The following is a 20,124-nucleotide window of genomic DNA, read 5'->3' on the forward strand; positions in this document are numbered from 1 at the left end:
GGGAGAGGGTTATGAAAAAGCCATAATTTTTTGTGGAATTTGCTAAGCCGCAAACGCAAGGATAATACGAATTTATTTACAAAAATCTACTGTAATAACCGGCCGATTTTCATTTAGAATATTATTTAGAATAACATTGACATTGAGAACGCTGTTCCTTATAATGAAATAGAAACAAACAATTCCCTCTTAAAAAATAAACATTCTACAATGTAGAACGAAAGGAGAATGAAATTATGGTAGGTAAAAAGGTTGTTCATCACTTAATGATGAGTGCAAAAGATGGACATTATGTAGGAGATTTGGTTAATGGCGCTAGAATCGTAAATCAGTGGGGCGACGTTGGTACAGAGCTTATGGTTTATGTAGACGGTGACATAAGCTTGTTCTTAGGCTATAAAGATATTGAATTCACAGCACCTGTATATGTAGGTGATTTTATGGAATATCATGGTTGGATTGAAAAAGTTGGAAATCAATCCTATTTATGTAAATTTGAGGCTTGGAAGGTTGCTACCATGCTCAACAGAACAGATGCTGATATGACAGGGATCGAGCACACAGCCGCAACAGCTTGCGAACCTCCTGTATTGTGTGGTACAGCCACAGGTAGTCTTTATATTGCAAAAAAAGACCAGAGAGGCCCTCAGGAATCTTCATTTCAAGACAGAAAACATCCTGGTGAATAAATAGAAACAAATTTTTACTTGCTAATAATGAGCAATTTACTCATTACTTTAGACTTTAGACATTGGGCGGATTATAATTTTAAATCCGCCCTCCTCAAAAAAAGAAAAAGGAGGGAGATACTCCTATGAATATTGTAAAAATTGAATTTGATAGATGCAAAGAATGTCATTACTGTGTTAAATTTTGCCCCAAAAAAATTTTGGTAAATGGGGAAAAAATTAATAAGCAGGGATATTACACCCCCATAGTTACAAATATGGAGGAATGTATTGCCTGCGGAACTTGTGCTCGCGTTTGTCCTGAAGGAGCCATTGAAGTAATGAAAGACGTTTTGGAGTAAAGGAGGCGATTACGTGGGCGAAAAAGTATTTATGCAAGGAAATGCAGCATTATCAGAAGCTGCAATTCGTGCGGGTTGCAAGATGTTCTTTGGCTACCCGATTACACCATCCAGTGAAATGCCTGAGTATTATGCAGAACAGGCACCTGGTAGAGATTTGGTTTTTGTGCAGGCAGAAACAGAGGTGGCCGCATTTAACATGATTGCAGGAGCAGCAGCGGCTGGTAAAAGAGCCATGACAGGCACGGCAGGCCCAGGGTTTAGCCTTGGACAGGAAGCAATGAGCTATATGGCAGCGGCAGCATTGCCGGCGGTAGTTGTAAACGTGATGAGACCGGGTCCGGCCGATGGTGAAATATTAGCTTCTCAAGGCGACTATTTCCAGGCAACCAAGGGCGGCGGTCATGGAGATTACAATGTAATCTGTTTAACACCCTATTCTGTTCAAGAACAGGTAGATATGATAGGGGAAGCTTTTGAGCTGGCTGAGAAGTATTTAAATCCTGTTGTTTTGTTAAGTGATGCCACGTTGGCAAAAATGAGAGAAAACGTTGAACTTCCAAGTGAGATTGTTACCAAGGATGTTTCATTTGAAGGCGCGGTTACCGGTGCGAAAAACAGAGCGCACAATGTAATTACAACTTGCGGGGATGGTCCGGCACAATGGGAAGCGTTTAACCTGAAATTACAGGAGAAATTTCAAACCATTCGTGAAAATGAACAGCAATGGGAAAATATTCGAACAGAGGATGCGGAGATTATTATTGTAGCATTTGGTTCCGTTGCGAGAGTAGCCTTGGATACTGTAAAGCTTGCCAGAGAAAATGGATTAAAGGTGGGGATGATTCGTCCCAAGAGAGTATGGCCTTTCCCTGAAAAAGCATTCAAAGATATGGATGATAAAAAATTCTTCGTTGTTGAATTGAATGCAGGGCAGATGGTGGAAGATGTAAAGCTGTCTGTAAAAAACAAAGAAAATGTTCAATTCTATGGTCGCTTAGGTGGTTTTACGCCTACCCCCATAGAATTATATGAAAAAATCCGTGAATTGTATTTGAAATAGAAGGGAGTGCGAGAAATGCAAGTTGTATATAAAAGACCATCTGCACTGCAGGATAACTATTTCAAATACTGCGGAGGATGCGGACACGCAATTATAAATAAATTAATTGCTGAAATTATTGATGAAAAAGGTTGGTTGGGAGATACCATTATGGTATGGCCCATTGGATGTTCTGTTTATGCAGACCAGTATTTTAAAACTGATTCTATTTGTGCATTGCATGGACGGGCACCTGCACTTGCAACGGGTATTAAGCGTGCTCGTCCTCAAAACCTTGTAGTGGTTTATCAAGGTGATGGAGATATGGTTTCTGAGGGTATGTCTGAAATTATACATGCTGCAATTCGTGGTGAAAAATTCAGCGTAATTTTTGTGAATAATGCGATTTATGGTATGACTGGTGGTCAGATGGCTCCTACTACTTTGGAGGGGCAAAAGACCTCAACAACACCCTATGGCAAATCAATTGCGCATGAAGGAGCGCCTGTAAATATGGCGGAACTCATTTCCAATATTACAGGGTGCATTTACAGCGAGAGAGTTGCAGTAAATAGCCCAAGAAATATCGCTATGACCAAAAAAGCCATTAGAAAATCCCTTGAGCTGCAAATGGAAGGCAAAGGCATGAGTTTTGTGGAAATTCTTTCACCCTGTCCAACGGGCTGGGGATTGAAACCCCTAAAGTCACTGGATTTTGTTGAAGATAACATGATACCGGTATATCCTTTGGGTGTATTCAAGGATACGGAGGTGGATCACTGATGAAAAGTCAATTTATGTTTTCAGGCATAGGCGGACAAGGTGCTATTTCTATTGGCGAGCTGATTTGTACAGCAGCTATGAAAAAAGGATATGTTGTTACTTTTGCACCATCCTATGGTCAAGAAAAACGTGGTGGCCGTACAATGTGTCAAATGGTTGTTTCTGAGGAAATGGGATCACCCATCATCTCTGAAGCCGACTTATTGCTGGTGATGGATGAACGTTCCTTGAAGGACTATGAAAAACAAGTGAAGGCGGGAGGATATTTGATTATTAATAGTAATATGGTTGAAATCAAACCTGAAAGAACGGATATTCATGTGATTTATGTGCCCGCTAATGATATTGCTCATGAAATTGGGAATGCTAAGGTTGCAAATATGGTTGCTTTGGGCGTTGCCATGAAGCATTTGGATTTTGTGGATGTAGATTCGGTAAAGGCAGAATTAAAAGCTGTTTTTACTGGAAGTAAAGAAAGATTGATTCCAATCAACGAAGCCGCTCTTGATAGAGGGTATCAGTTTTAGAGAATAGCAATCTAAACTAGAGGGCAATGTATTTTAACATAAAATATAGTGCGGCAAAAAGTTATTAAGGAAGAAGTATAAGAATGGAGGAACGAAAATGAGCAACAATCCTTTTGAAACATCACAAGCTTCACTGCATGCGGCAGCTGAAATTGGCAAAATCAATCCTGATGCAGTGAGATATCTGGAACAGCCCAAAAGAATTTTTCAATTTACAATTCCAATGAAGATGGATAACGGTGAATTGAGATTTTTTGAAGCTTACAGAGTGCATTTTAATGATGCCCTAGGACAGGTGAAAAACGGTTTAAGGTTTGTGCCTGATTTGGATTTGGACATCGTGAAAGCCTTGGGCCTCTGGATGACAATTAAGCATGCTGTTGCGGGTATCCCTGCCGGTGGCGGCAAGGGTGGGGTGAAGGTTGATCCTAGAACCCTTTCCGAAGGCGAGTATGAAAGACTTTGCCGTGCATATATCCGTAAGCTACCTATGAAAGGGGCTTGGGTGGACGTTCCCGGCGCAGATATTGGCACAAGTGGCAAAACAATGGCATGGATGCTGGATGAATTAGAAGAAATCAAGCAGTTTCATCAGCCTGCTGCAATCAACGATAAGCCCGTGGCAGCAAATGGAACCCAGTTGAGCATGGAAGCTACTGGTACAGGCGTATTCTTCGTTACAAGAGAAGCGGTAAAAGATATGGGTATCCCCGGGGATGCAAAAATTGTGATTCAGGGTTTCGGCAATGTTGGCAGAACCGCTGCGCTTTTGTTTCATGAAGCTGGTTTTAAGGTAGTGGCAATCGGTGACATTAAAAATGCGATTCATAACGAAAATGGCATTGATGTTCCTGCTTTGGTTGCGCATGTTGCAAAAACTGGTTATGTAGAAGGTTTTGCTGGCACGGTTGGTTTGAGCAATACAGATTTACTTGAGTTGCCTTGCGATATTTTAGTACCGGCAGCAGTGCAGAGCGTATTAAATGCAGGAAATGCTGATAGAATTAAAGCAAAATTGATTATGGAGGCGGCAAACGGTCCTACAACACCAGAGGCGGAAGAGATTCTTCAGGCGAAGGGAATTAAGATTGTTCCTGATGTTTTGACAAATTGCGGCAGTGCAATTGTTTGTTCCTTTGAAAGAACACAGGGCTTAACAGATGATTATTGGTCTGCTGACAAAGTAAAAGCAAAATTGGAAGAAAGAATTGTAGAAGCATACAAAGCAACGAAAGCGGCATCTGAACAGCATGATACATCTATGAGAAATGGCGCTTGGATCAATGCGCTTACAAAACTTCAGAATTCCATGAAAGCTCGTGGTTGGATTTAATTATTATAAGTTTTGAGAGCTGGAAGGCGGCGTGACATGCTAAACTTTGAAGACTACAAACAAGAGGTCATAGAACTGAGACGACACTTTCATAGGCATCCTGAGTTGGGATTTCAGGAATATGAAACTTCGAGGTTCATTCAAGAATACTTAACTGATTTAGGTTTGGAGCCTAAAACGATTGCAAAAACAGGAGTTGTTTCCTTAATTAAAGGAAAATATCCCGGCAAAACTTTGCTTTTAAGAGCCGACATGGATGCTTTGGCAATTCAAGAAGAGAATGATGTGGAATATATTTCCGAAAATCCTGGGGTAATGCATGCTTGTGGGCATGATGGACATATTGCCATGCTGTTGGTTGCAGCAAAGATTTTGTCCCGTCGAACAGAGGATATTCATGGAACCATTAAGCTGGTGTTTCAACCAAATGAAGAAGAAGATGGTGCAAGCTTTTTGGTAAAAGAAGGGGTGCTGGAAAATCCAAGAGTGGATTCTTCTTTTGCAATTCATCTTTGGACACCCATTCCCAGTGGGTATATTGGGTTGAAGAGCGGCCCAGTTATGGCAGAAATGTATAATTTTAAAATTGTACTTCGTGGAAAGGGAGGACATACTTCTTCACCCCAAAATTCTGTTGATCCCATTGTATGTGCCGCAAATATTATTCAAACCGTACAAAGCATTCAAACAAGAGAAATTGACCCGTTAGAGCCAACGGTGATTATGTTTGGCAAAATACAGGGTGGAACATCCTCCAATATCATTGCAGATACTGTTGAAATGGAAGGAACACTTAGATATCTTTATGATGGTGATGATGAAGGGGTACAGCAGCCTAGAAGACGCTTCAAGCGTATGGTGGAGGCTATTTGTGAAGCCTATCGTGTTTCATGTGAGGTTGAGTTTTTACCCAGCAGCTATACTGTGATTAATGAGGAAAAAAGCGTAGCCTTTCTAAAAGAATGTGTATTAAATCAAATTATTGATGGAAATAAGGTTGTTCCATATTGCTGCATGGGCGGTGAAGATTTTTCAGAGTATATCAATCATAACAACATACCCGGAGCCCTTGTATTTGTGGGAACGGGCAATCCGGCGGTTGGAAGCGATATTCCTCACCATAGATGTGACTTTAATATTGATGAAAAAACATTGTTAACGGGTGTTAAAATCCATGTGTTGACTGCGTTAGAGTATTTAAAATAGTAATATATATTCGGACAATAAAGGAGTGATTTTAATGTTAATGCCTTTTGAAAAAAGGGAGTATCTTGAAAGACTTGCTAAAGTAAAAAAGAGCATGGCTGAAAAGGGGATTGATGTATTATTGATTACAGATCCTGCGAATATGTGCTATGTGACAGGACATAATGCTTGGTCTTTTTATGTACATCAGATGGTTTTGATTAATATTGAGGAAGAAATGCCTTACTTTATTGGTCGCTATATGGATGCATTCTGCGGCGTTGTAAAAACAACATGGCTGGATGATGCTCATGTAAGAGCATATAGCGATGATCACGTTCAAAGCTTGGTGAAGCACCCCATGGATTATGTGGCATCTGTTGTCAAAGAGTTGGGGTTGGATCATAAGACCATCGCGGTAGAGATGGATAATTACTATTTTACTGCAAGAGCCTTTGAAAGATTGATTGCAGGTTTGCCCGACGCAACTTTTGTAGATGGTGATTTGTTGGTAAATTGGGTAAGAATCGTCAAATCTCCCAATGAAATTGCTTTACAGCGTAGAGCAGGCAAAATTGCCGAACTGGCGATGCAGGCTGCAATCGACAATCTTCGTGCAGGCGCACGCCAATGCGATGTTGTAGCAAAAATTTATGAAGCGCAGTTGCGCGGCACCCAAGAGTTTGGTGGCGACTACGCATCAATTGTACCTTTGATGCCTCAGGGAGAGACAGCAGGGGCACCTCACTTAACATGGACAGACAAAAAATATCCTAATAATACTGTTATCGCCGTAGAACTGGCAGGCTGTCATATGAGATACCATTCTCCTATGGCAAGAACTGTGTGCATCGGGAAACCTTCTAATCAAGTGATGGAAACAGCTGAAATTGCCATTGAAGGCTTAAATGCTGCCCTTGAACAGGTAAAACCGGGGAATACATGTGAGCAGGTAGAAGCTGCATGGAGGAATGTGTTGGCAAAGCATGGGATGGAGAAGGAGTCCAGAATTGGCTATTCCATGGGCTTGAATTTCCCTCCCGATTGGGGCGAACATACTGCAAGCTTAAGACCTGGAGATAAAACAGTACTTGTGCCTGGCATGACATTCCATTGTATTCCTGGCATGTATTTAGATGATTATGGTGTGTCTATTAGTGAAGCTCTTGTTGTGACAGAAACAGGACATGAGACATTTGCTCATTTCCCTAGAAAGCTTTTTGTTAACGACTAATTTTATTGCTAAGACAATAGGCACTGATCAGGGGATCGGTGCCTATTGTCGAAAATAGAGTGTTCTTTCGGAGCGAGAAAAGGAAAGAATACTATGGCAAGCGTAAATCCTCGGTCCAATAAATGAGAGAGGTGGAAAAAAATGATTGAGAAAATCAATAAATTTATTTTAAAAATTGAAGAGTTTTTGTTAGGCTATATCATTATTATCATGGCAGTTTTGTTGGTTATCAATGTATTTTGCAGGAGTGTATTGAATAATAGTTTGAGCTTCGCCGAAGAATTGGGCGGATTTTTAATGGTAATTGTAACTTTCTTAGGAATCAGTACTGCAGCGAGATTTTATAAGCATATTAACATGAATGCCATTGTGGATAATGCACCCAGAGCGGTAAAAAAAGTAATGGCAATTGTCATTTCCGGCTTTACAACGGTTGTAACATCTTGGCTTACATACGTTTTTATCAGATATGCATTGGATAATGCAAAGGTAAGCCGCATCAGTACGGCATTGGAATTGCCCATGTGGATTTTAGTTGCAATTGTTGCATTAGGCATGTTTTTGGTTGCAGTACAATATTTGATTTGTTTTATTAAAAATATTACTCAACGTGACATTTATATGGGCTCCCATGTGAAATGTGGCGAAGGTATGGAAATGATTTATGAAGTGGAATATAAGGAATTTGAAAATAAAGAGTTGGAAGCAAATAGTGAGACAGAAAACAAGGTAGAGAATAAGGAGGTAGATGCTCCATGATCCCATTGCTCTTAGTTTGTATGTTTGGATTATTACTGGCAGGTTTTCCTATGTTTATGTCTTTGATTGTAGCGGCAGCTGCGGTTCTGTTGGTATACTTCCCACTGGTAAACCCTATTATTTTAGCACAGCAGTTAATTAGCGGCATTTCATCATCTGTGCTATTGGCCGTACCTATGTTTATTTTTTCGGCTGATATTATGTGTGCCGGTCAAATTTCTCGTCGTTTGCTGGATTTTGTTGGTTCCTTGATAGGACATATCAGCGGCGGCTTGGGGGTTTCTACGGCTGCAACTTGTACCTTGTTTGGTGCGATTTCCGGATCCACACAGGCAACGGTAGTGGCCGTTGGAAAACCAATGAAGGCAACCATGGTAGAAGAAGGATATGAGGAAGAAGATGCCGTTGGTTTAATCATCAATTCTGCAAATATTGCACTTTTGATTCCGCCAAGTGTAATTATGATTATGTATTGTGTTGTAACAGGCACATCTGTAGCCGAGTTATTTATGGCAGGTATTGGTCCTGGTTTGGTGTTGTTCCTTTTGTTTGCGGGGTATGCGGTAATTCGCGCAAAAATCAAAAAAACACCAAAGGAAAAGAAATGCACCTGGAGTGAAAGAGGCGTTGCCTTTAAGCGTGCGCTTATTTCCTTGGGCTTTCCCGCAATTATTTTAGGCGGTATTTATTCGGGTATTTTCAGCCCTACAGAGTCTGCTGCAATTTCTGTATTATATGCCGTGGTTGTTGAGGTTTTTGTATATAGATCTATTCGTATCAAGGATCTTCCTTTGATTGCAAAATCAACGGGTATGCTGACAGCTACAATTTTCATTTTGGTAGCCTGTGGGCAGGCATTCTCTTGGGTGATCTCTTACGCACAAATCCCTCAGTTGCTCACCTCTGCGCTGTTGGGGGATGCACCCACCCAACTCCAGGTTTTGATTTGGGTAACGGTATTTTTCTTTATTGGCTGTATGTTTGCCGATCAGCTTGTGGTTATTATGATTTTAACACCGATTTTTTACCCAATTGCAATGGCGGCAGGAATTGACCCGATTCACCTGGGATTAATTATTTCTGTTCAGTGTGCAATTGGTTCTGCAACCCCTCCATTTGGATGTAACATTTTTACAGCAAGTGCCATTTTCAATCTGCCATATCTAAAAGTTGTAAAAGGCGTTCCGGCATATTTAATTCTTGCTGCGCTTGCTTCCATTTTGTTCATCTTGGTTCCGGAAACTGCAACTTGGTTCTATCACCTGGTTTATTGATAAAGGAGGGAAGCACATGAAAAAAATTGCATTGCTATTTATATTTATGATATCGGGCTTGATGTCATTAACTGCGTGTGGCAAAAGTGGAGATATGACAGAAAACGAAGACGTTAAGGTGTGGAAATTTTCTCATGAGGAAAGTGTTGGCAGCATTCAAGATATGTATGCGATGAAATTTAAAGAGCAAGTGGAAGAAAGAAGCAATGGGGAGATTAGGGTGGATGTTTACCCTGTAGGTCAGTTGGGTGATGGCGTTGGCGCTGTTGAACTGATTCGATATAATGCGGTAAATTTCAGCATTAATAACCCAGCAACCGTTGCAACAATTGTTCCGGAAAATCAGTTATTAAGCTTACAATTTGTTTTTTCTGATGATATGGAAGTAAATAGAAGGGTTTTAAATGATGGAAATGCAATAAAAGAGATCAATGAGTTATACAGAGCAAAGGATATTATCCCCTTGGCTTGGTTCCAAGAAGGGTTCCAGGTAATTACGTCGAACCATCCAATTAATAAACCTGACGATATGAAGGGTTTTAAGCTCAGAGTTATGGCGTCACCTCTTTTGATTGCATCGTATTCAGCATATGGTGCGAATCCAACGCCTGTTCCTTATATGGAAACTTATAGTAACCTTCAGTTGAATATGATTGATGGGCAGGTAAATCCGGTGTTTGCTATTGAGGAAATGAAGTTTTACGAGGTTCAGAAGTGTTTAAACTTTTTAAATCAAGAAATATTTGTTGGCACATTTTGCGTAAACCCTGTTTTTTGGGATAGCTTGACAGAAGAAGAACAGGAAATGGTACTTGATATTACAAATGAACTGGATTCGTATATCTTTGATATACAAAATGAGTATGCTGATTCACGCCTGCAAAAGATCATCGACAATAAGCCTCAAATCACTCTAAAAGAATATACGGAAGAAGAACGTAATGTTTTCAAAGAAAAGGCGGTTAGTGGCTATGATTGGTATTTAAACCTTGTAGGAGAGAAAGGGCAATCTTTGCTGGATGTGCTGGGAGAAGATATAAAGACAGCAGAACAAACTGTGAGCAGCGAACAATAAAAGAATATAAATGATATCGAGGTATGCCAGGTGGATTTATTCTGCTTGGCATTCTTCGGAATTTTCCAAAATGTATCTTAAAAAGGCTAGGTGACAAAATGGCGAGGTTTGGAGCACTATTGGTGGTGTTAGCTTCTATAATATGGTCAACGGGCGGCCCGGTAATAAAAATTTTGCTTGACCATGGATTAACGGAAAATGAAATTTTTTTTTCAAAAGCTTTTTTTTGTGTGTTATCAATTGTAGTTTTCGACATGTTATTTGCAAAAAAAATATCTAGAATCAAAAGTAAAAGAGATTTACTACTGCTCATCATTTGTGGGGTGGTAGGATATTTATTTTATGGCATGTTTTATGGTTATGCAGTGGGCCGAATTCCAATTAGCGTTGCGGTAATTTTGGTGTATACGGCACCGGCCTTGGTTACATTGTTTTCTGTTGTTTTTTTTAAGGAAAAATTAACTGGGATAAAAAAAACTTGTCTTTTTTTGATTATGCTTGGCTGTATTTTGGTGACGGGAGTTTTCAATGAAGGTTTGGGAAGGCTTTCGTTTGCAGGAGTTTTATGGGGGGTGGCCTCAGGCGTATGCTTCGCTGTATATAGCATTACTTCGTCAGTGATGATGAAAAAGTACGATGCATGGACAGTGACTACTTATAATTTTATATTTTCCTTGGCGGCAATATCATTTATGGTAGATATTCCACAGGCCCTAGGGAAGGTTTTTGCAGATCGTACGTTGCTACTTACTTGTATTTATTTTGCTGTATTTTGCGGCACCATTTCAAATTTGGTATATGTAAAAGCAATGGAGTATATTCCAGCATCCACTGCCGCGATGATCACAACCATTGAACCAACAACAACTTGTATGATTGGCTTTGTTTTCTTTAATGAGGAAATCAATTTATTCAAAATTATAGGGGTTTTGTTGATTGTGGCGGCTGTGATTCGGCTGAATTATAATAAAGCTGCTAACATACAAAATGTTTTGGAAGGGGAGAATTTGTTATGAATGATATGAATTATGGAGATAAAGGGAAAATAGGGCTGATTTATCCTTCAGCAGGATGGGTTATGGAACCAGAATTGAATGAAATGGCACCAGAGGGGATTTCTATCCAAGCAACAAGGGTTCCCTTGGGAAAAACTGATGTAGAAGGGCTGAACAAGTTACTGTTAAGCATACAAGAGGCAGGCGAACTGTTGTCACATATCCCTACGGATATTATTTTATTGGGGTGTACCAGTGCAAGCTTTATTAATGGCGTGGCTTATGAAAAACAAATGATTGCTGATATGGAGGAACGAACAAATATTAAATTTACCACAACCTCTACCTCAGTAATCAATGCATTAAGGAATATGAATATTAAAAAAGTGGCAGTTGCAACGCCTTATATTGATGAAGTAAACGTAAAAGCAGAGCTTTATTTGAAGGAAAATGATATTGAAGTATGTAGTATGAAGGGCATGGGCTTGATTACAGACAGTCAGATTGACGCAGTGAAACTGGATGAAGTATATCGGTTTTGTTTTGATGCCGATTGTGAAGAGGCGGAAGCATTACTAATTTTATGTACGGGGCTTAGAACCATACCAATTATAGAGAGATTAGAAAAAAAATTGAACAAGCCGGTGATTACGGCAATTCAGGCTTCTATGTGGAATGCTTTGCGTTGTATTCATATTAATGACCACGTGAAAGGGTATGGAGCTCTCTTTGAAAAGTAAATGGAAACTTTGAAATGATGAAGGGTGGGAATGTTTTGTACATTAGACCATTAGAAGAAGGCGATATCAAGACGGTGAGAGAAATTTTAGCACAGGGAGCGCCCTTTGTGGCATCTTATAATAATTATATATATTGGATGCTTGGAAAATATTTTCCGTCTACTTGCCTTGTGGCAGAAAAAAACGGTCAAATTATAGGATATATAGGAGCTCTTTTATCTATGGAAAAACAAAAGATATTTGTTTGGCAAATCGCTGTAAACTCCAATGAAAGAGGCCAGCAGATTGGGAGAAGGTTGCTGGAAAACATTATGACTGCAGCAAAGAAAATGGGAATTGACGAGCTGGAAATTGCTATTGATGATGACAATATTATTTGCCAATGTATGGTTAAAAAATTAGTACAGGATTTGGAAGGTACAATAACAGAGAAAGAAAAATATAAGGATGAGGGCTTTCGTGAAACGGTATATTGCGTTTTCATTGGAAAGAACCAATGAATAAGGATGGCCTGCTGTAATAGAATTGCTAAATGCAGAAACAATAAAATCGCTTCCAGAGCATTTCATAGGAGTAGCGCAAAGTTTGTGTAAACCTCTAAACTGATGCAAGAAAAATTACTCGGTTTGGAGGTTTATTTATGGCAAAAAAAATGATAGCTCTCAAAAAGCAGCAATGAGATAAATGATGCAGGAATATCTGAAAAACAATGATATCCGCAGTAAGGACGGTACCCATGTATGGAGGGTTCCCGCTAATCAAATTGAGGGCTCTGTCAAGTGTACAGATGCTGTTACCTACGAGAAACGCCACGCCGTTGCAAAGCTCCGCGGTCTTGCATAGTTATAGATGGTCAGCAAAATGGTTTTGCCATTTAGCTTTTCTGCTAAAATAAAATCCTTTATGATATGGCTGTTGGTGGGATCAAGGTCGCTGGTGGGTTCATCCAAACAGAGCAGCGCTGGTTCATACAGTAGTGCTTTAATATTGAGCCGCGTCTTTATGCCCTTGGAATACTATGAAACACGATTATCAATGATTCCCACGGCGGCCAACAGTTCTTTTGTTGCGTTCATTTTTTCAGCTTTTTTCAGCGTCGTTTCTTGCAGTAACGGCCATGGGGGATGACACTGCGCCATCGGTGCTGCAAAAAAAGATTTTTCTTTTTTAAGTAAACTTTATTTGGTTTTGTTTGTTATAAAGAGTTCTGTATCCAAAAAATAAGGAGCAAAATACTGCTAGGCAAACCACTGCGGTAATTGCTATCATAATAGCGATTTGATACATAATTGCTGTTGTTGGTAATGTCCCCGATAGGATTTGGCCTGTCATCATGCCGGGAAGGGAGATGATCCCCATGCCCAGTAAGGAGTTGAGCGTAGGCAGCAATGCCGTTTCCACTGCTTTGTTTACAAAGGGCAGCAAAATATTTTTTGGGGCAGCACCCATATAAAGTAATGTATCAATTTGGGTTTTCTGGATTGTGATATTTTCGTGAAAGGTTTTCAGCCCAAGACTAACGCCTGTCATGGCATTTCCCATAATCATACCACTGATTGGAATGGTATACTGGGGATTCCAAAAGCTGACACCAACGACTCCTGTTACAAAAAATAAGATAACAAAAAGACCGCTTAGTGTAAGGGCACATGCAACGATTCGTTGAAATCGTCGATTGATGCCCTTGTTTCTTGCAAGTGCCGTGTGAATAGACAGGGCAATCATTGCAGAAAGGTACAATAAAACAAATAGTGGGTGAGGATTCTTAAAAATATAAGTTAATATTAGCCCGGCAAGCACAAGCTGCACACTCATGCGGAAGCTGCCCACAACCAACAATTTACTCTGGTTGATTTTACAGTGTTTCATTATCGCCAAAACAATCAGTAAAAGCAAATATACTATACCGAATTGCCAAAGATTCAATACAACAATATGATTCATGTCACATCTCCTATTCCATGTTAATAATTGTATCTGCATAACGCTGTGCCAGCAATTTATCATGGGTTACTGCAATTAAAGTAATTTTGTTTTTTACGCAATACCCCTTTAGGTTAAATATAAGCGCCTCTGATGTGGAATCATCAAGTGCGGAGGTGGGTTCGTCCAGCATTAAAACCTTGGGGAGAAAGGACAGACAAATGGCAACGAAAACACGCTGGCGCTCACCTCCCGAGAGCTCTTGGCAGTTTGTATCCAAAGAAAGGCTGATAGAACATAGCTGCAAAAATTCTGCAATTTTTTCATCTGTTGGGGGGGTTTGCTCTCGATAGCCATAGAACTGCACGAAATTGTTTCTTATGGTGTTATCAAATAGAAAAACATTCTGAGAAAGCAGTATTACATCACGTCGCAGGAGAACCGTGTTATAATTTGCAATGGGCTTTCCGCGATAGTTTATTTCGCCACGGTCGGGGGAAATTGATGCGTTGAGCAGCTTTAGCAGGGTGCTCTTTCCACAACCGCTTTTTCCGCAGATAAAAGTGGTACGGCCTTCCTCTATTACGATTTGTTTATAGCTGGCAATGCCCTGAATTTGAACATCATTTAGAGAAAATAAATCCATAAATCCTCCTTGTCTATTTTAATAAAATATGTTATAATGTTATCGGAAATCAATATCGGTTTTCGATACAAGTATAGCATAGGAGGTACTAAAATGCAAGAACCAGTTTTGAGAAAATTATTCCTGGCCTTTATACAAGTTCATATTTTGCATCATGCAAAAAAAGAGCCCATTTATGGCGCTTGGATGATAGAGGAATTAAAACGTCATGGGTATGAAATCAGTGCGGGAACATTGTACCCTATCTTTCACAATCTTGAAAAGGACGGACTGTTGAGCTGGGAAAATAAAACAATCTCAGGCAAGATTAGAAAATATTATTCAATTACGGAAAAGGGTGTTTCAGTTTTGGAGCAGGCGAAGGAGAAAATTACTGAGTTAAAGGGAGAAATTAATTAATCCTCCTTTGGTTGATTTTGCGCAACAGCCCAAGGAAATGTTGTGATGGGCAATAAGATTCTCTTGATGGTTTTGAAAATATATGAAAGAATTAGACAAGCGTTGCTTCACTGGGCTGATGCTTTTGTTTTAAAGTATGGAATTTTTAATGCTTCTTTAAGATCAAGTATTAAATATCTAAATCTTGTAAGAACACCAATTTTTTTTGCATAATCATCGGTTGGATAAATCAATTCCCGTTACTTAATCGCCTATTTTTGAAAATTTTTTGGTGTATATACCAGGGCTACATACAATGTCAAGAAGCGAAGGATAATCGTTGGGGGCAAAAGCCTGTTATCCATGCGACAAATTTTCTATAAATTCTAAGTTTGTGTTTGTGCTTTTAAACTGTGGGACAAGGCGGTTTCTAAACATTTGCTTGGAAATATATTTGTCATTTTAAAAGACCTATTCTGATTTTGTGTAAAGCGGTGATTTTTTTAAAATTGTATTCATGCATTAAGCATGATTTTTTTTTCTTTCGTGAGCAAAAAAAGCCGTAGATTTTACGCTACGACTAATCTTTCAAAAGATAAAGAATAATTTAGAGTAAAAAAATCAATAATTAGGTACAAAAATTATAATGCAAGAAGCAGTGAGTGTTTCATTAAATTAATTTATTGTTTCATAGTAAAATCAAATTAAACGAAATAAAAAATCCATAGAAATTTTTCTGTGTTAAGATTGAATCACCACAAACCAAACTTAACAGAAAGTACAATCACTATGGAACATCTTGGGCAGTGAGGGGTCATCACTTTGCTGCGCAAAGCTGTCCTTTTGCAGATGGCACTACTTTGCCATTGCAACCTTGACCCCGATACAAACCTCATGAATATGCGGTTTGTACGTAAGTTTTTGGGCTTGATTTTACAAAAAGCAAGCAGGTTTGGGCGGGGTCCGAGGTTCTTCGACAGGCTGCGTCGATTTCATTTGGAATCGACTTTTTTTATTTGAAAATAATTGGTTCGGTAATAAGCAGATAACTGTTAAAAGTTGAATAAAATGGAAATAATTATTAAAGTTTAATGGTTCAACTGGAAAATACTTGACAGATTAATTTTAATTTATTATAATCATTGTTGCAAATGCGAATAGTTTGCATTTGACACAACAATAATTTCAAAGGGAGGAGTATAGAAATGAAAAAAATAGGTTTATTTAGTATTTTAGTATTGATTATGGTTCCTTTCATGCTGGCTGGCTGTACAGATAAGGAAGAAAATACCGAAGCAAAAACAACCCAGAAACCCGTGTTAGCAGTATCTATAGTTCCTGAGGAAACCTTTGTAAAGGCAGTATGCAAAGATATGGCGGATGTGGTTGTTTTGGTTCCCCCGGGAAGCAGCCCTGAGAATTATGAGCCAACACCTAAGGAGATGGAGCAATTTAGTAATGCTCAATTGTATTTTTCCATCGGTGTGCCTACAGAAGAAGCAAATATTATGCCGAAAGCCAAGGAAATAGAAGGAATGAAGATTGTCAGCCTTCAGGATGCTGTTTCACAGGTATATTCTGATCGAGAGATTGCCCCCGGGGAAAGAGATCCTCATATTTGGCTTTCACCAAAACGTGCAATTGTAATGGTTCAGGTTATTGCTGGCGAAATGGCGGAAATTGATCCTGCAAACAAAGCTCAATATGAAGAGAATGCCCAAGCATACATAGAACAGCTTGAGGTATTGGACGGACAAATTCAAACTGCTCTTGAGGGTGTTCAGAACAAGAAGTTTATCGTGTTCCATCCCGCTTTCGGCTATCTTGCTGATGATTATGGCCTTCAAATGTATGCACTGGAAGATGGCGGTAAGGAAGCAACACCTCAAAGACTACGGGAAATGATAGATTTGGCAAAACAAGAGAATATAAAGGCGATTTTCTATCAAGCTGAAATTTCAAGTGCACAGGCTGAATCCTTCGCCGAAGAAATTGGGGGGAAGACCGTTCAGATGGCGCCCCTTGCTGCTGATTATATAGAAAATCTCAAAAAAATGGCAGAAGTTATGTCGGAGGTTATGCAATGATTTATGCAACAAATGGTTCTGGGGATTGTAAAAATGCGGTTAGCATAAAAAACTTGACGGTTAAGTATAGAGAAACACCTGCAATTGCAGGTGTTTCTCTTGATGTTTTGGAGGGGGATTATTTGGGGATTATCGGTCCAAACGGCGGCGGCAAAACTACCTTGCTTAAAGCAATTTTAGGGTTGGTAACACCATCTTGTGGGAAAATATCCGTTTATGGGAGAAAACCGGGAAAAAGTGAAAAACTCATTGGTTATGTGCCCCAAATTTCGGCACTGGATAAGGCCTTTCCCATTACCGTTCGTCAGGTTGTTCAGACGGGAATGTTGAAGCCGAATTTTACCCTGTTTCATCAATATACACAAAAGGATAAGGAAAAGGCGGATGAATACCTTAAAAGAGTAGGTATTTATAAGCTAAAGGATCGAATGATTTCCCAGTTGAGCGGCGGAGAATTCCAAAAAATGCTGATTGCAAGGGCATTGGCGGTGGAACCCAAGCTTTTACTCTTGGATGAACCAACGGCAAGTGTGGATGCAAGTTCAGCAGAACAAATTTTTTCCCTGCTTAGTGAGTTGAATCAAAGCATGACAATTATTATGGTTACCCACGATTTGCTTGCAGTATCTTCCCAGGTGAAAACCTTGGCATGCATGAACGGAAGGTTGGTTTATCATGGTGGAACCCAGTTGAATGAAGAAATAGCGAAGGCTTTATATGGATACCCTTTAGACCTTTTGAAACATGGAGGGATGCAAGGAATATAAAATAAGAAGGAGGACAAAAAATATGCTATTATCTTTATTCCAGTACCAATTTGTGCAAAATGCAGTGATTGCCAGCATTTTTGCCAGTATCGTCTGCGGTATTATTGGTGTGATTATTGTGGAAAAAAGGCTGATTATGATGAGTGGCGGAATTGCCCATACTTCCTATGGCGGGGTGGGGATGGGATATTTTTTTGGTTTCGAACCGATTATTGGCGCCCTGTTCATTTCTGTATTGGCAGCCTTGGGTATAGGCTATATCAAAAGAAGGGGAGGAACGCGCTCGGATGTTGTGATTGGACTTTTCTGGTCTTTGGGAATGGCTCTTGGCATTTTATTTATTGCCATGATGCCGGGGTATCCCCCTGATTTAACATCCTATTTGTTTGGGAGCATTCTTTCGGTAACAAGGGGAGACATTTACTTTATGGCGGCGTTCACCTTTATTGTTGTGCTTGTTATCACCATTTTATTTAGTTATTGGGAAGCCTATATGTTTGATGAGGAATTTGCTTCCATTATAGGGATAAAAACAGCGTTTATGGAATATCTTCTCTTTGTGTTAATTGCAATGTCCGTTGTGGTTTTAATCCGCGTTGTTGGAATCATTTTGATTCTGGCGCTGTTTACGGCACCCACTGCCATAGCAGGGTTATTGGCAAAAAACTTGAAATTACGAATGGTATTATCTATAATGATAGGTAGTTTATTTTGTTTCGCGGGGCTATGGCTATCGTATGTGCTAAATGTTGCGTCAGGTGCGGCCATTGTCATTCTTTCTGCAATAGGCTATTTGTTTGTTTACATTACTTTTTTGATTAAATCGAAATTGCGTAATGAAATAAATTGAACTATTCTATAATTTATATGGGAAGGTGATTCTATGGAAGGCAAAGATTGTAGAGAAATATTCAAAAAGAACAGCATTAAAACAACAAAACAGCGAGAATTGGTTTTTGGAGTGTTGACGGATTCCGATGTACCGTTAACGGTTGAAGAAATTTACGTAATACTGATGGAACAAGAAAAAAATATGAGCCTTTCCACAATTTATAGGATTCTTGATGTTTTTGTTTCCAAAAACTTGGTGCAAAAAAGCAACATTACAGATAATAAGGCTGTTTATGAAGTAATCGGCATTGGTCATAAGCACCATATTATCTGCATTTCCTGCGGAAAAATTATTGCCTTGGATCACTGTCCAATCAAAGAGTATGAAATAGCCCTTGAAAATGAAACTAAGTTTGAGATTATCAGCCATAAGCTCGTGTTTTTTGGTTACTGTCCCGATTGTAAGAAAAAATAGGAGGGAATCTTTGAAAATGATAAAAATTGGTATTGTTTCCGGTTTTTTAGGAGCAGGAAAAACCACGTTCATCAAAAAATTACTGGAAGAAAAATTATCAGAAGAAAAGGTAGTATTGATTGAAAATGAATTTGGACAAATTGGCATTGATGGAACTTTGCTTAAAAAATCCGGCATTGAAATTAAAGAATTAAACTCGGGTTGTATTTGCTGTACGCTGGTGGGGGACTTTGAAAAAACGATTCAGGAAGTAATCGAAGGCTTTGACCCGGAAAGAATCATTATTGAGCCCTCGGGCGTGGGTAAGCTCTCAGAGATCATTCGCGCTTGCCAGGCGGCAAAGCAGAGTGAGAAGCTACATATTAATATGCTCATAACTGTTGTGGATGTATTAAAGCTTGACAACTATCTTACCAATTTTGGAGAATTTTTTGAAAATCAAATTAAATATGCCAAAACCATTCTTCTAAGCAGAACGCAAAAGGCATCGCCTCAAAAGCTGGAGCAGGCAATCTCCACCCTTCGAGGGTTGAATGGAAAAGCCAACATTGTTACAACGCCTTGGGAAGATCTAAGTGCGGAAAAAATGCTGGATATTGCGCAACAAGATGGTTCAGAATCTCTTGAAAGTCAGCTTAAAGAGCTTTTGCAACAAGAAATTCATCGGGAAGAAGGTTGTCATTGTGGGCATAACCATGAAGATGGGCATCATCACAACTGTTGTGCCCATGAACACCACCATGATGCAGACGAGGTTTTTGCGGTATGGGGAACGGAAACGCCGCGGATTTTTTCCGTGGAGGAATTGCAGAGGATGCTTGGCAGTCTGGAAAACGGTGATACTTATGGCGTTATTCTAAGAGGAAAGGGCTTTTTGCAGGTGGAAAATGGGGCATGGATTCAGTTTGACTATGTTCCCGGTGAGATAAAAATAATGGAAGCAAGCCCCGATTATACGGGAAGAATCTGTATTATTGGCAGTCAGTTAAACACAAGTGCTCTTGAAAAACTATTTTTAGGCAGAAATTAAGGCGGAACGA

General features: G+C 39.5%; 24 protein-coding genes. 22 read left to right on the forward strand and 2 right to left on the reverse strand.

The genetic code is table 11. The annotated features are described in order from the left end of the window. The first annotated feature begins 236 nt into the window (after nucleotides 1–236). The 15 genes from CLNEO_RS07720 to CLNEO_RS15775 all read left to right on the forward strand — a co-directional run bounded on the left by CLNEO_RS07720 (nucleotide 237) and on the right by CLNEO_RS15775 (nucleotide 12,820). Complete coding sequence (locus tag CLNEO_RS07720) at nucleotides 237–689, forward strand: hotdog fold domain-containing protein (RefSeq protein WP_066086899.1); 453 nt, start codon at nucleotides 237–239, stop codon at nucleotides 687–689. A gap of 125 nt (nucleotides 690–814) precedes the next feature. Next, entirely contained in the window at nucleotides 815–1,030 is a 216-nt protein-coding gene (locus CLNEO_RS07725) for a 4Fe-4S dicluster domain-containing protein (RefSeq protein ID WP_066086901.1), read from the forward strand. A 13-nt stretch (nucleotides 1,031–1,043) separates the two neighbouring features. Further along, nucleotides 1,044–2,093, forward strand: coding sequence for a 3-methyl-2-oxobutanoate dehydrogenase subunit VorB (gene vorB, locus CLNEO_RS07730; protein WP_066086904.1), 1,050 nt, complete (start codon nucleotides 1,044–1,046; stop codon nucleotides 2,091–2,093). A gap of 15 nt (nucleotides 2,094–2,108) precedes the next feature. Beyond that, nucleotides 2,109–2,855, forward strand: coding sequence for a thiamine pyrophosphate-dependent enzyme (locus CLNEO_RS07735; protein ID WP_066086907.1), 747 nt, complete (start codon nucleotides 2,109–2,111; stop codon nucleotides 2,853–2,855). Beyond that, nucleotides 2,855–3,382, forward strand: a complete 528-nt coding sequence (locus tag CLNEO_RS07740) for a 2-oxoacid:acceptor oxidoreductase family protein (RefSeq protein WP_066086910.1) — start codon at nucleotides 2,855–2,857, stop codon at nucleotides 3,380–3,382. The genes CLNEO_RS07735 and CLNEO_RS07740 overlap by 1 nt, the downstream gene beginning before the upstream one ends. A 97-nt stretch (nucleotides 3,383–3,479) precedes the next feature. After that, nucleotides 3,480–4,715: a Glu/Leu/Phe/Val family dehydrogenase gene (locus CLNEO_RS07745; protein WP_066086913.1), complete on the forward strand. Its 1,236-nt coding sequence runs from the start codon at nucleotides 3,480–3,482 to the stop codon at nucleotides 4,713–4,715. Nucleotides 4,716–4,751: 36 nt separating this feature from the next. Then, the gene (locus tag CLNEO_RS07750) at nucleotides 4,752–5,921 is read left to right on the forward strand and encodes a M20 metallopeptidase family protein (protein ID WP_066086915.1); all 1,170 of its coding nucleotides are present in this window, start codon (nucleotides 4,752–4,754) and stop codon (nucleotides 5,919–5,921) included. A 34-nt stretch (nucleotides 5,922–5,955) separates the two neighbouring features. Continuing rightward, the gene (locus tag CLNEO_RS07755) at nucleotides 5,956–7,134 is read left to right on the forward strand and encodes a M24 family metallopeptidase (RefSeq protein ID WP_201032886.1); all 1,179 of its coding nucleotides are present in this window, start codon (nucleotides 5,956–5,958) and stop codon (nucleotides 7,132–7,134) included. Nucleotides 7,135–7,275: 141 nt separating this feature from the next. Beyond that, nucleotides 7,276–7,893: a TRAP transporter small permease gene (locus tag CLNEO_RS07760; RefSeq protein WP_066086917.1), complete on the forward strand. Its 618-nt coding sequence runs from the start codon at nucleotides 7,276–7,278 to the stop codon at nucleotides 7,891–7,893. Then, nucleotides 7,890–9,167 (forward strand): TRAP transporter large permease, encoded by a 1,278-nt coding sequence (locus tag CLNEO_RS07765; RefSeq protein ID WP_066086920.1) that lies wholly within the window; start codon nucleotides 7,890–7,892, stop codon nucleotides 9,165–9,167. The genes CLNEO_RS07760 and CLNEO_RS07765 overlap by 4 nt, the downstream gene beginning before the upstream one ends. A gap of 16 nt (nucleotides 9,168–9,183) precedes the next feature. After that, on the forward strand, nucleotides 9,184–10,242 hold the full coding sequence (locus CLNEO_RS07770; RefSeq protein ID WP_066086923.1) for a DctP family TRAP transporter solute-binding subunit: 1,059 nt from the start codon (nucleotides 9,184–9,186) through the stop codon (nucleotides 10,240–10,242). A gap of 98 nt (nucleotides 10,243–10,340) precedes the next feature. After that, the gene (locus tag CLNEO_RS07775; protein WP_066086925.1) at nucleotides 10,341–11,258 is read left to right on the forward strand and encodes a DMT family transporter; all 918 of its coding nucleotides are present in this window, start codon (nucleotides 10,341–10,343) and stop codon (nucleotides 11,256–11,258) included. After that, nucleotides 11,255–11,977 (forward strand): maleate cis-trans isomerase family protein, encoded by a 723-nt coding sequence (locus tag CLNEO_RS07780; protein WP_066086927.1) that lies wholly within the window; start codon nucleotides 11,255–11,257, stop codon nucleotides 11,975–11,977. The genes CLNEO_RS07775 and CLNEO_RS07780 overlap by 4 nt, the downstream gene beginning before the upstream one ends. 35 nt (nucleotides 11,978–12,012) lie before the next feature. After that, the gene (locus CLNEO_RS07785; RefSeq protein WP_157723510.1) at nucleotides 12,013–12,477 is read left to right on the forward strand and encodes a GNAT family N-acetyltransferase; all 465 of its coding nucleotides are present in this window, start codon (nucleotides 12,013–12,015) and stop codon (nucleotides 12,475–12,477) included. Nucleotides 12,478–12,661: 184 nt separating this feature from the next. Next, the gene (locus CLNEO_RS15775) at nucleotides 12,662–12,820 is read left to right on the forward strand and encodes a hypothetical protein (RefSeq protein ID WP_162266464.1); all 159 of its coding nucleotides are present in this window, start codon (nucleotides 12,662–12,664) and stop codon (nucleotides 12,818–12,820) included. A 324-nt stretch (nucleotides 12,821–13,144) separates the two neighbouring features. Here CLNEO_RS15775 and CLNEO_RS07790 read toward each other — a convergent pair whose 3' ends face one another. Both CLNEO_RS07790 and CLNEO_RS07795 read right to left on the reverse strand, forming a co-directional pair. Next, complete coding sequence (locus tag CLNEO_RS07790) at nucleotides 13,145–13,921, reverse strand: ABC transporter permease (RefSeq protein ID WP_066086932.1); 777 nt, start codon at nucleotides 13,919–13,921, stop codon at nucleotides 13,145–13,147. A 10-nt stretch (nucleotides 13,922–13,931) separates the two neighbouring features. Continuing rightward, a complete protein-coding gene (locus CLNEO_RS07795; protein WP_066086935.1) occupies nucleotides 13,932–14,546 on the reverse strand; it encodes an ABC transporter ATP-binding protein in 615 nt (204 codons plus the stop codon). A 93-nt stretch (nucleotides 14,547–14,639) separates the two neighbouring features. On the opposite strand from CLNEO_RS07795, the gene CLNEO_RS07800 reads away from it, so the two are divergent. The 7 genes from CLNEO_RS07800 to CLNEO_RS07825 all read left to right on the forward strand — a co-directional run bounded on the left by CLNEO_RS07800 (nucleotide 14,640) and on the right by CLNEO_RS07825 (nucleotide 20,114). Further along, nucleotides 14,640–14,945, forward strand: a complete 306-nt coding sequence (locus CLNEO_RS07800; RefSeq protein WP_066086938.1) for a PadR family transcriptional regulator — start codon at nucleotides 14,640–14,642, stop codon at nucleotides 14,943–14,945. A 45-nt stretch (nucleotides 14,946–14,990) separates the two neighbouring features. Next, complete coding sequence (locus CLNEO_RS15780) at nucleotides 14,991–15,158, forward strand: hypothetical protein (RefSeq protein WP_157723512.1); 168 nt, start codon at nucleotides 14,991–14,993, stop codon at nucleotides 15,156–15,158. 971 nt (nucleotides 15,159–16,129) lie between these two features. Further along, entirely contained in the window at nucleotides 16,130–17,011 is an 882-nt protein-coding gene (locus tag CLNEO_RS07805; RefSeq protein ID WP_066086941.1) for a metal ABC transporter solute-binding protein, Zn/Mn family, read from the forward strand. Continuing rightward, nucleotides 17,008–17,778, forward strand: a complete 771-nt coding sequence (locus CLNEO_RS07810; RefSeq protein WP_066086944.1) for a metal ABC transporter ATP-binding protein — start codon at nucleotides 17,008–17,010, stop codon at nucleotides 17,776–17,778. Before CLNEO_RS07805 ends, CLNEO_RS07810 begins: the two co-directional genes overlap by 4 nt. 22 nt (nucleotides 17,779–17,800) lie before the next feature. Then, on the forward strand, nucleotides 17,801–18,628 hold the full coding sequence (locus CLNEO_RS07815) for a metal ABC transporter permease (RefSeq protein ID WP_066086947.1): 828 nt from the start codon (nucleotides 17,801–17,803) through the stop codon (nucleotides 18,626–18,628). Nucleotides 18,629–18,661: 33 nt separating this feature from the next. Beyond that, nucleotides 18,662–19,084, forward strand: coding sequence for a Fur family transcriptional regulator (locus CLNEO_RS07820; RefSeq protein ID WP_066086950.1), 423 nt, complete (start codon nucleotides 18,662–18,664; stop codon nucleotides 19,082–19,084). A gap of 16 nt (nucleotides 19,085–19,100) precedes the next feature. Beyond that, complete coding sequence (locus CLNEO_RS07825) at nucleotides 19,101–20,114, forward strand: CobW family GTP-binding protein (protein WP_066087413.1); 1,014 nt, start codon at nucleotides 19,101–19,103, stop codon at nucleotides 20,112–20,114. Nucleotides 20,115–20,124: the final 10 nt, after the last annotated feature.

It is taken from the genome of Anaerotignum neopropionicum, from assembly GCF_001571775.1.
Taxonomy (GTDB): domain Bacteria; phylum Bacillota; class Clostridia; order Lachnospirales; family Anaerotignaceae; genus Chakrabartyella; species Chakrabartyella neopropionicum.

Coding starts and splice junctions, on each gene's coding strand:
- CLNEO_RS07740 (WP_066086910.1), top strand. CDS start 2,855: ATGAAAAGTCAATTTATGTTTTCAGGCATAGGCGGACAAGGTGCTATT.
- CLNEO_RS07815 (WP_066086947.1), top strand. CDS start 17,801: ATGCTATTATCTTTATTCCAGTACCAATTTGTGCAAAATGCAGTGATT.
- CLNEO_RS07825 (WP_066087413.1), top strand. CDS start 19,101: ATGATAAAAATTGGTATTGTTTCCGGTTTTTTAGGAGCAGGAAAAACC.
- CLNEO_RS07805 (WP_066086941.1), top strand. CDS start 16,130: ATGAAAAAAATAGGTTTATTTAGTATTTTAGTATTGATTATGGTTCCT.
- CLNEO_RS07810 (WP_066086944.1), top strand. CDS start 17,008: ATGATTTATGCAACAAATGGTTCTGGGGATTGTAAAAATGCGGTTAGC.
- CLNEO_RS07760 (WP_066086917.1), top strand. CDS start 7,276: ATGATTGAGAAAATCAATAAATTTATTTTAAAAATTGAAGAGTTTTTG.
- CLNEO_RS07735 (WP_066086907.1), top strand. CDS start 2,109: ATGCAAGTTGTATATAAAAGACCATCTGCACTGCAGGATAACTATTTC.
- CLNEO_RS07770 (WP_066086923.1), top strand. CDS start 9,184: ATGAAAAAAATTGCATTGCTATTTATATTTATGATATCGGGCTTGATG.
- CLNEO_RS07800 (WP_066086938.1), top strand. CDS start 14,640: ATGCAAGAACCAGTTTTGAGAAAATTATTCCTGGCCTTTATACAAGTT.
- CLNEO_RS15780 (WP_157723512.1), top strand. CDS start 14,991: ATGGGCAATAAGATTCTCTTGATGGTTTTGAAAATATATGAAAGAATT.
- CLNEO_RS07765 (WP_066086920.1), top strand. CDS start 7,890: ATGATCCCATTGCTCTTAGTTTGTATGTTTGGATTATTACTGGCAGGT.
- CLNEO_RS07820 (WP_066086950.1), top strand. CDS start 18,662: ATGGAAGGCAAAGATTGTAGAGAAATATTCAAAAAGAACAGCATTAAA.
- CLNEO_RS07775 (WP_066086925.1), top strand. CDS start 10,341: ATGGCGAGGTTTGGAGCACTATTGGTGGTGTTAGCTTCTATAATATGG.
- CLNEO_RS15775 (WP_162266464.1), top strand. CDS start 12,662: ATGATGCAGGAATATCTGAAAAACAATGATATCCGCAGTAAGGACGGT.
- CLNEO_RS07750 (WP_066086915.1), top strand. CDS start 4,752: ATGCTAAACTTTGAAGACTACAAACAAGAGGTCATAGAACTGAGACGA.
- CLNEO_RS07755 (WP_201032886.1), top strand. CDS start 5,956: ATGTTAATGCCTTTTGAAAAAAGGGAGTATCTTGAAAGACTTGCTAAA.
- CLNEO_RS07725 (WP_066086901.1), top strand. CDS start 815: ATGAATATTGTAAAAATTGAATTTGATAGATGCAAAGAATGTCATTAC.
- CLNEO_RS07720 (WP_066086899.1), top strand. CDS start 237: ATGGTAGGTAAAAAGGTTGTTCATCACTTAATGATGAGTGCAAAAGAT.
- CLNEO_RS07745 (WP_066086913.1), top strand. CDS start 3,480: ATGAGCAACAATCCTTTTGAAACATCACAAGCTTCACTGCATGCGGCA.
- CLNEO_RS07780 (WP_066086927.1), top strand. CDS start 11,255: ATGAATGATATGAATTATGGAGATAAAGGGAAAATAGGGCTGATTTAT.
- CLNEO_RS07795 (WP_066086935.1), bottom strand. CDS start 14,546: ATGGATTTATTTTCTCTAAATGATGTTCAAATTCAGGGCATTGCCAGC.
- CLNEO_RS07790 (WP_066086932.1), bottom strand. CDS start 13,921: ATGAATCATATTGTTGTATTGAATCTTTGGCAATTCGGTATAGTATAT.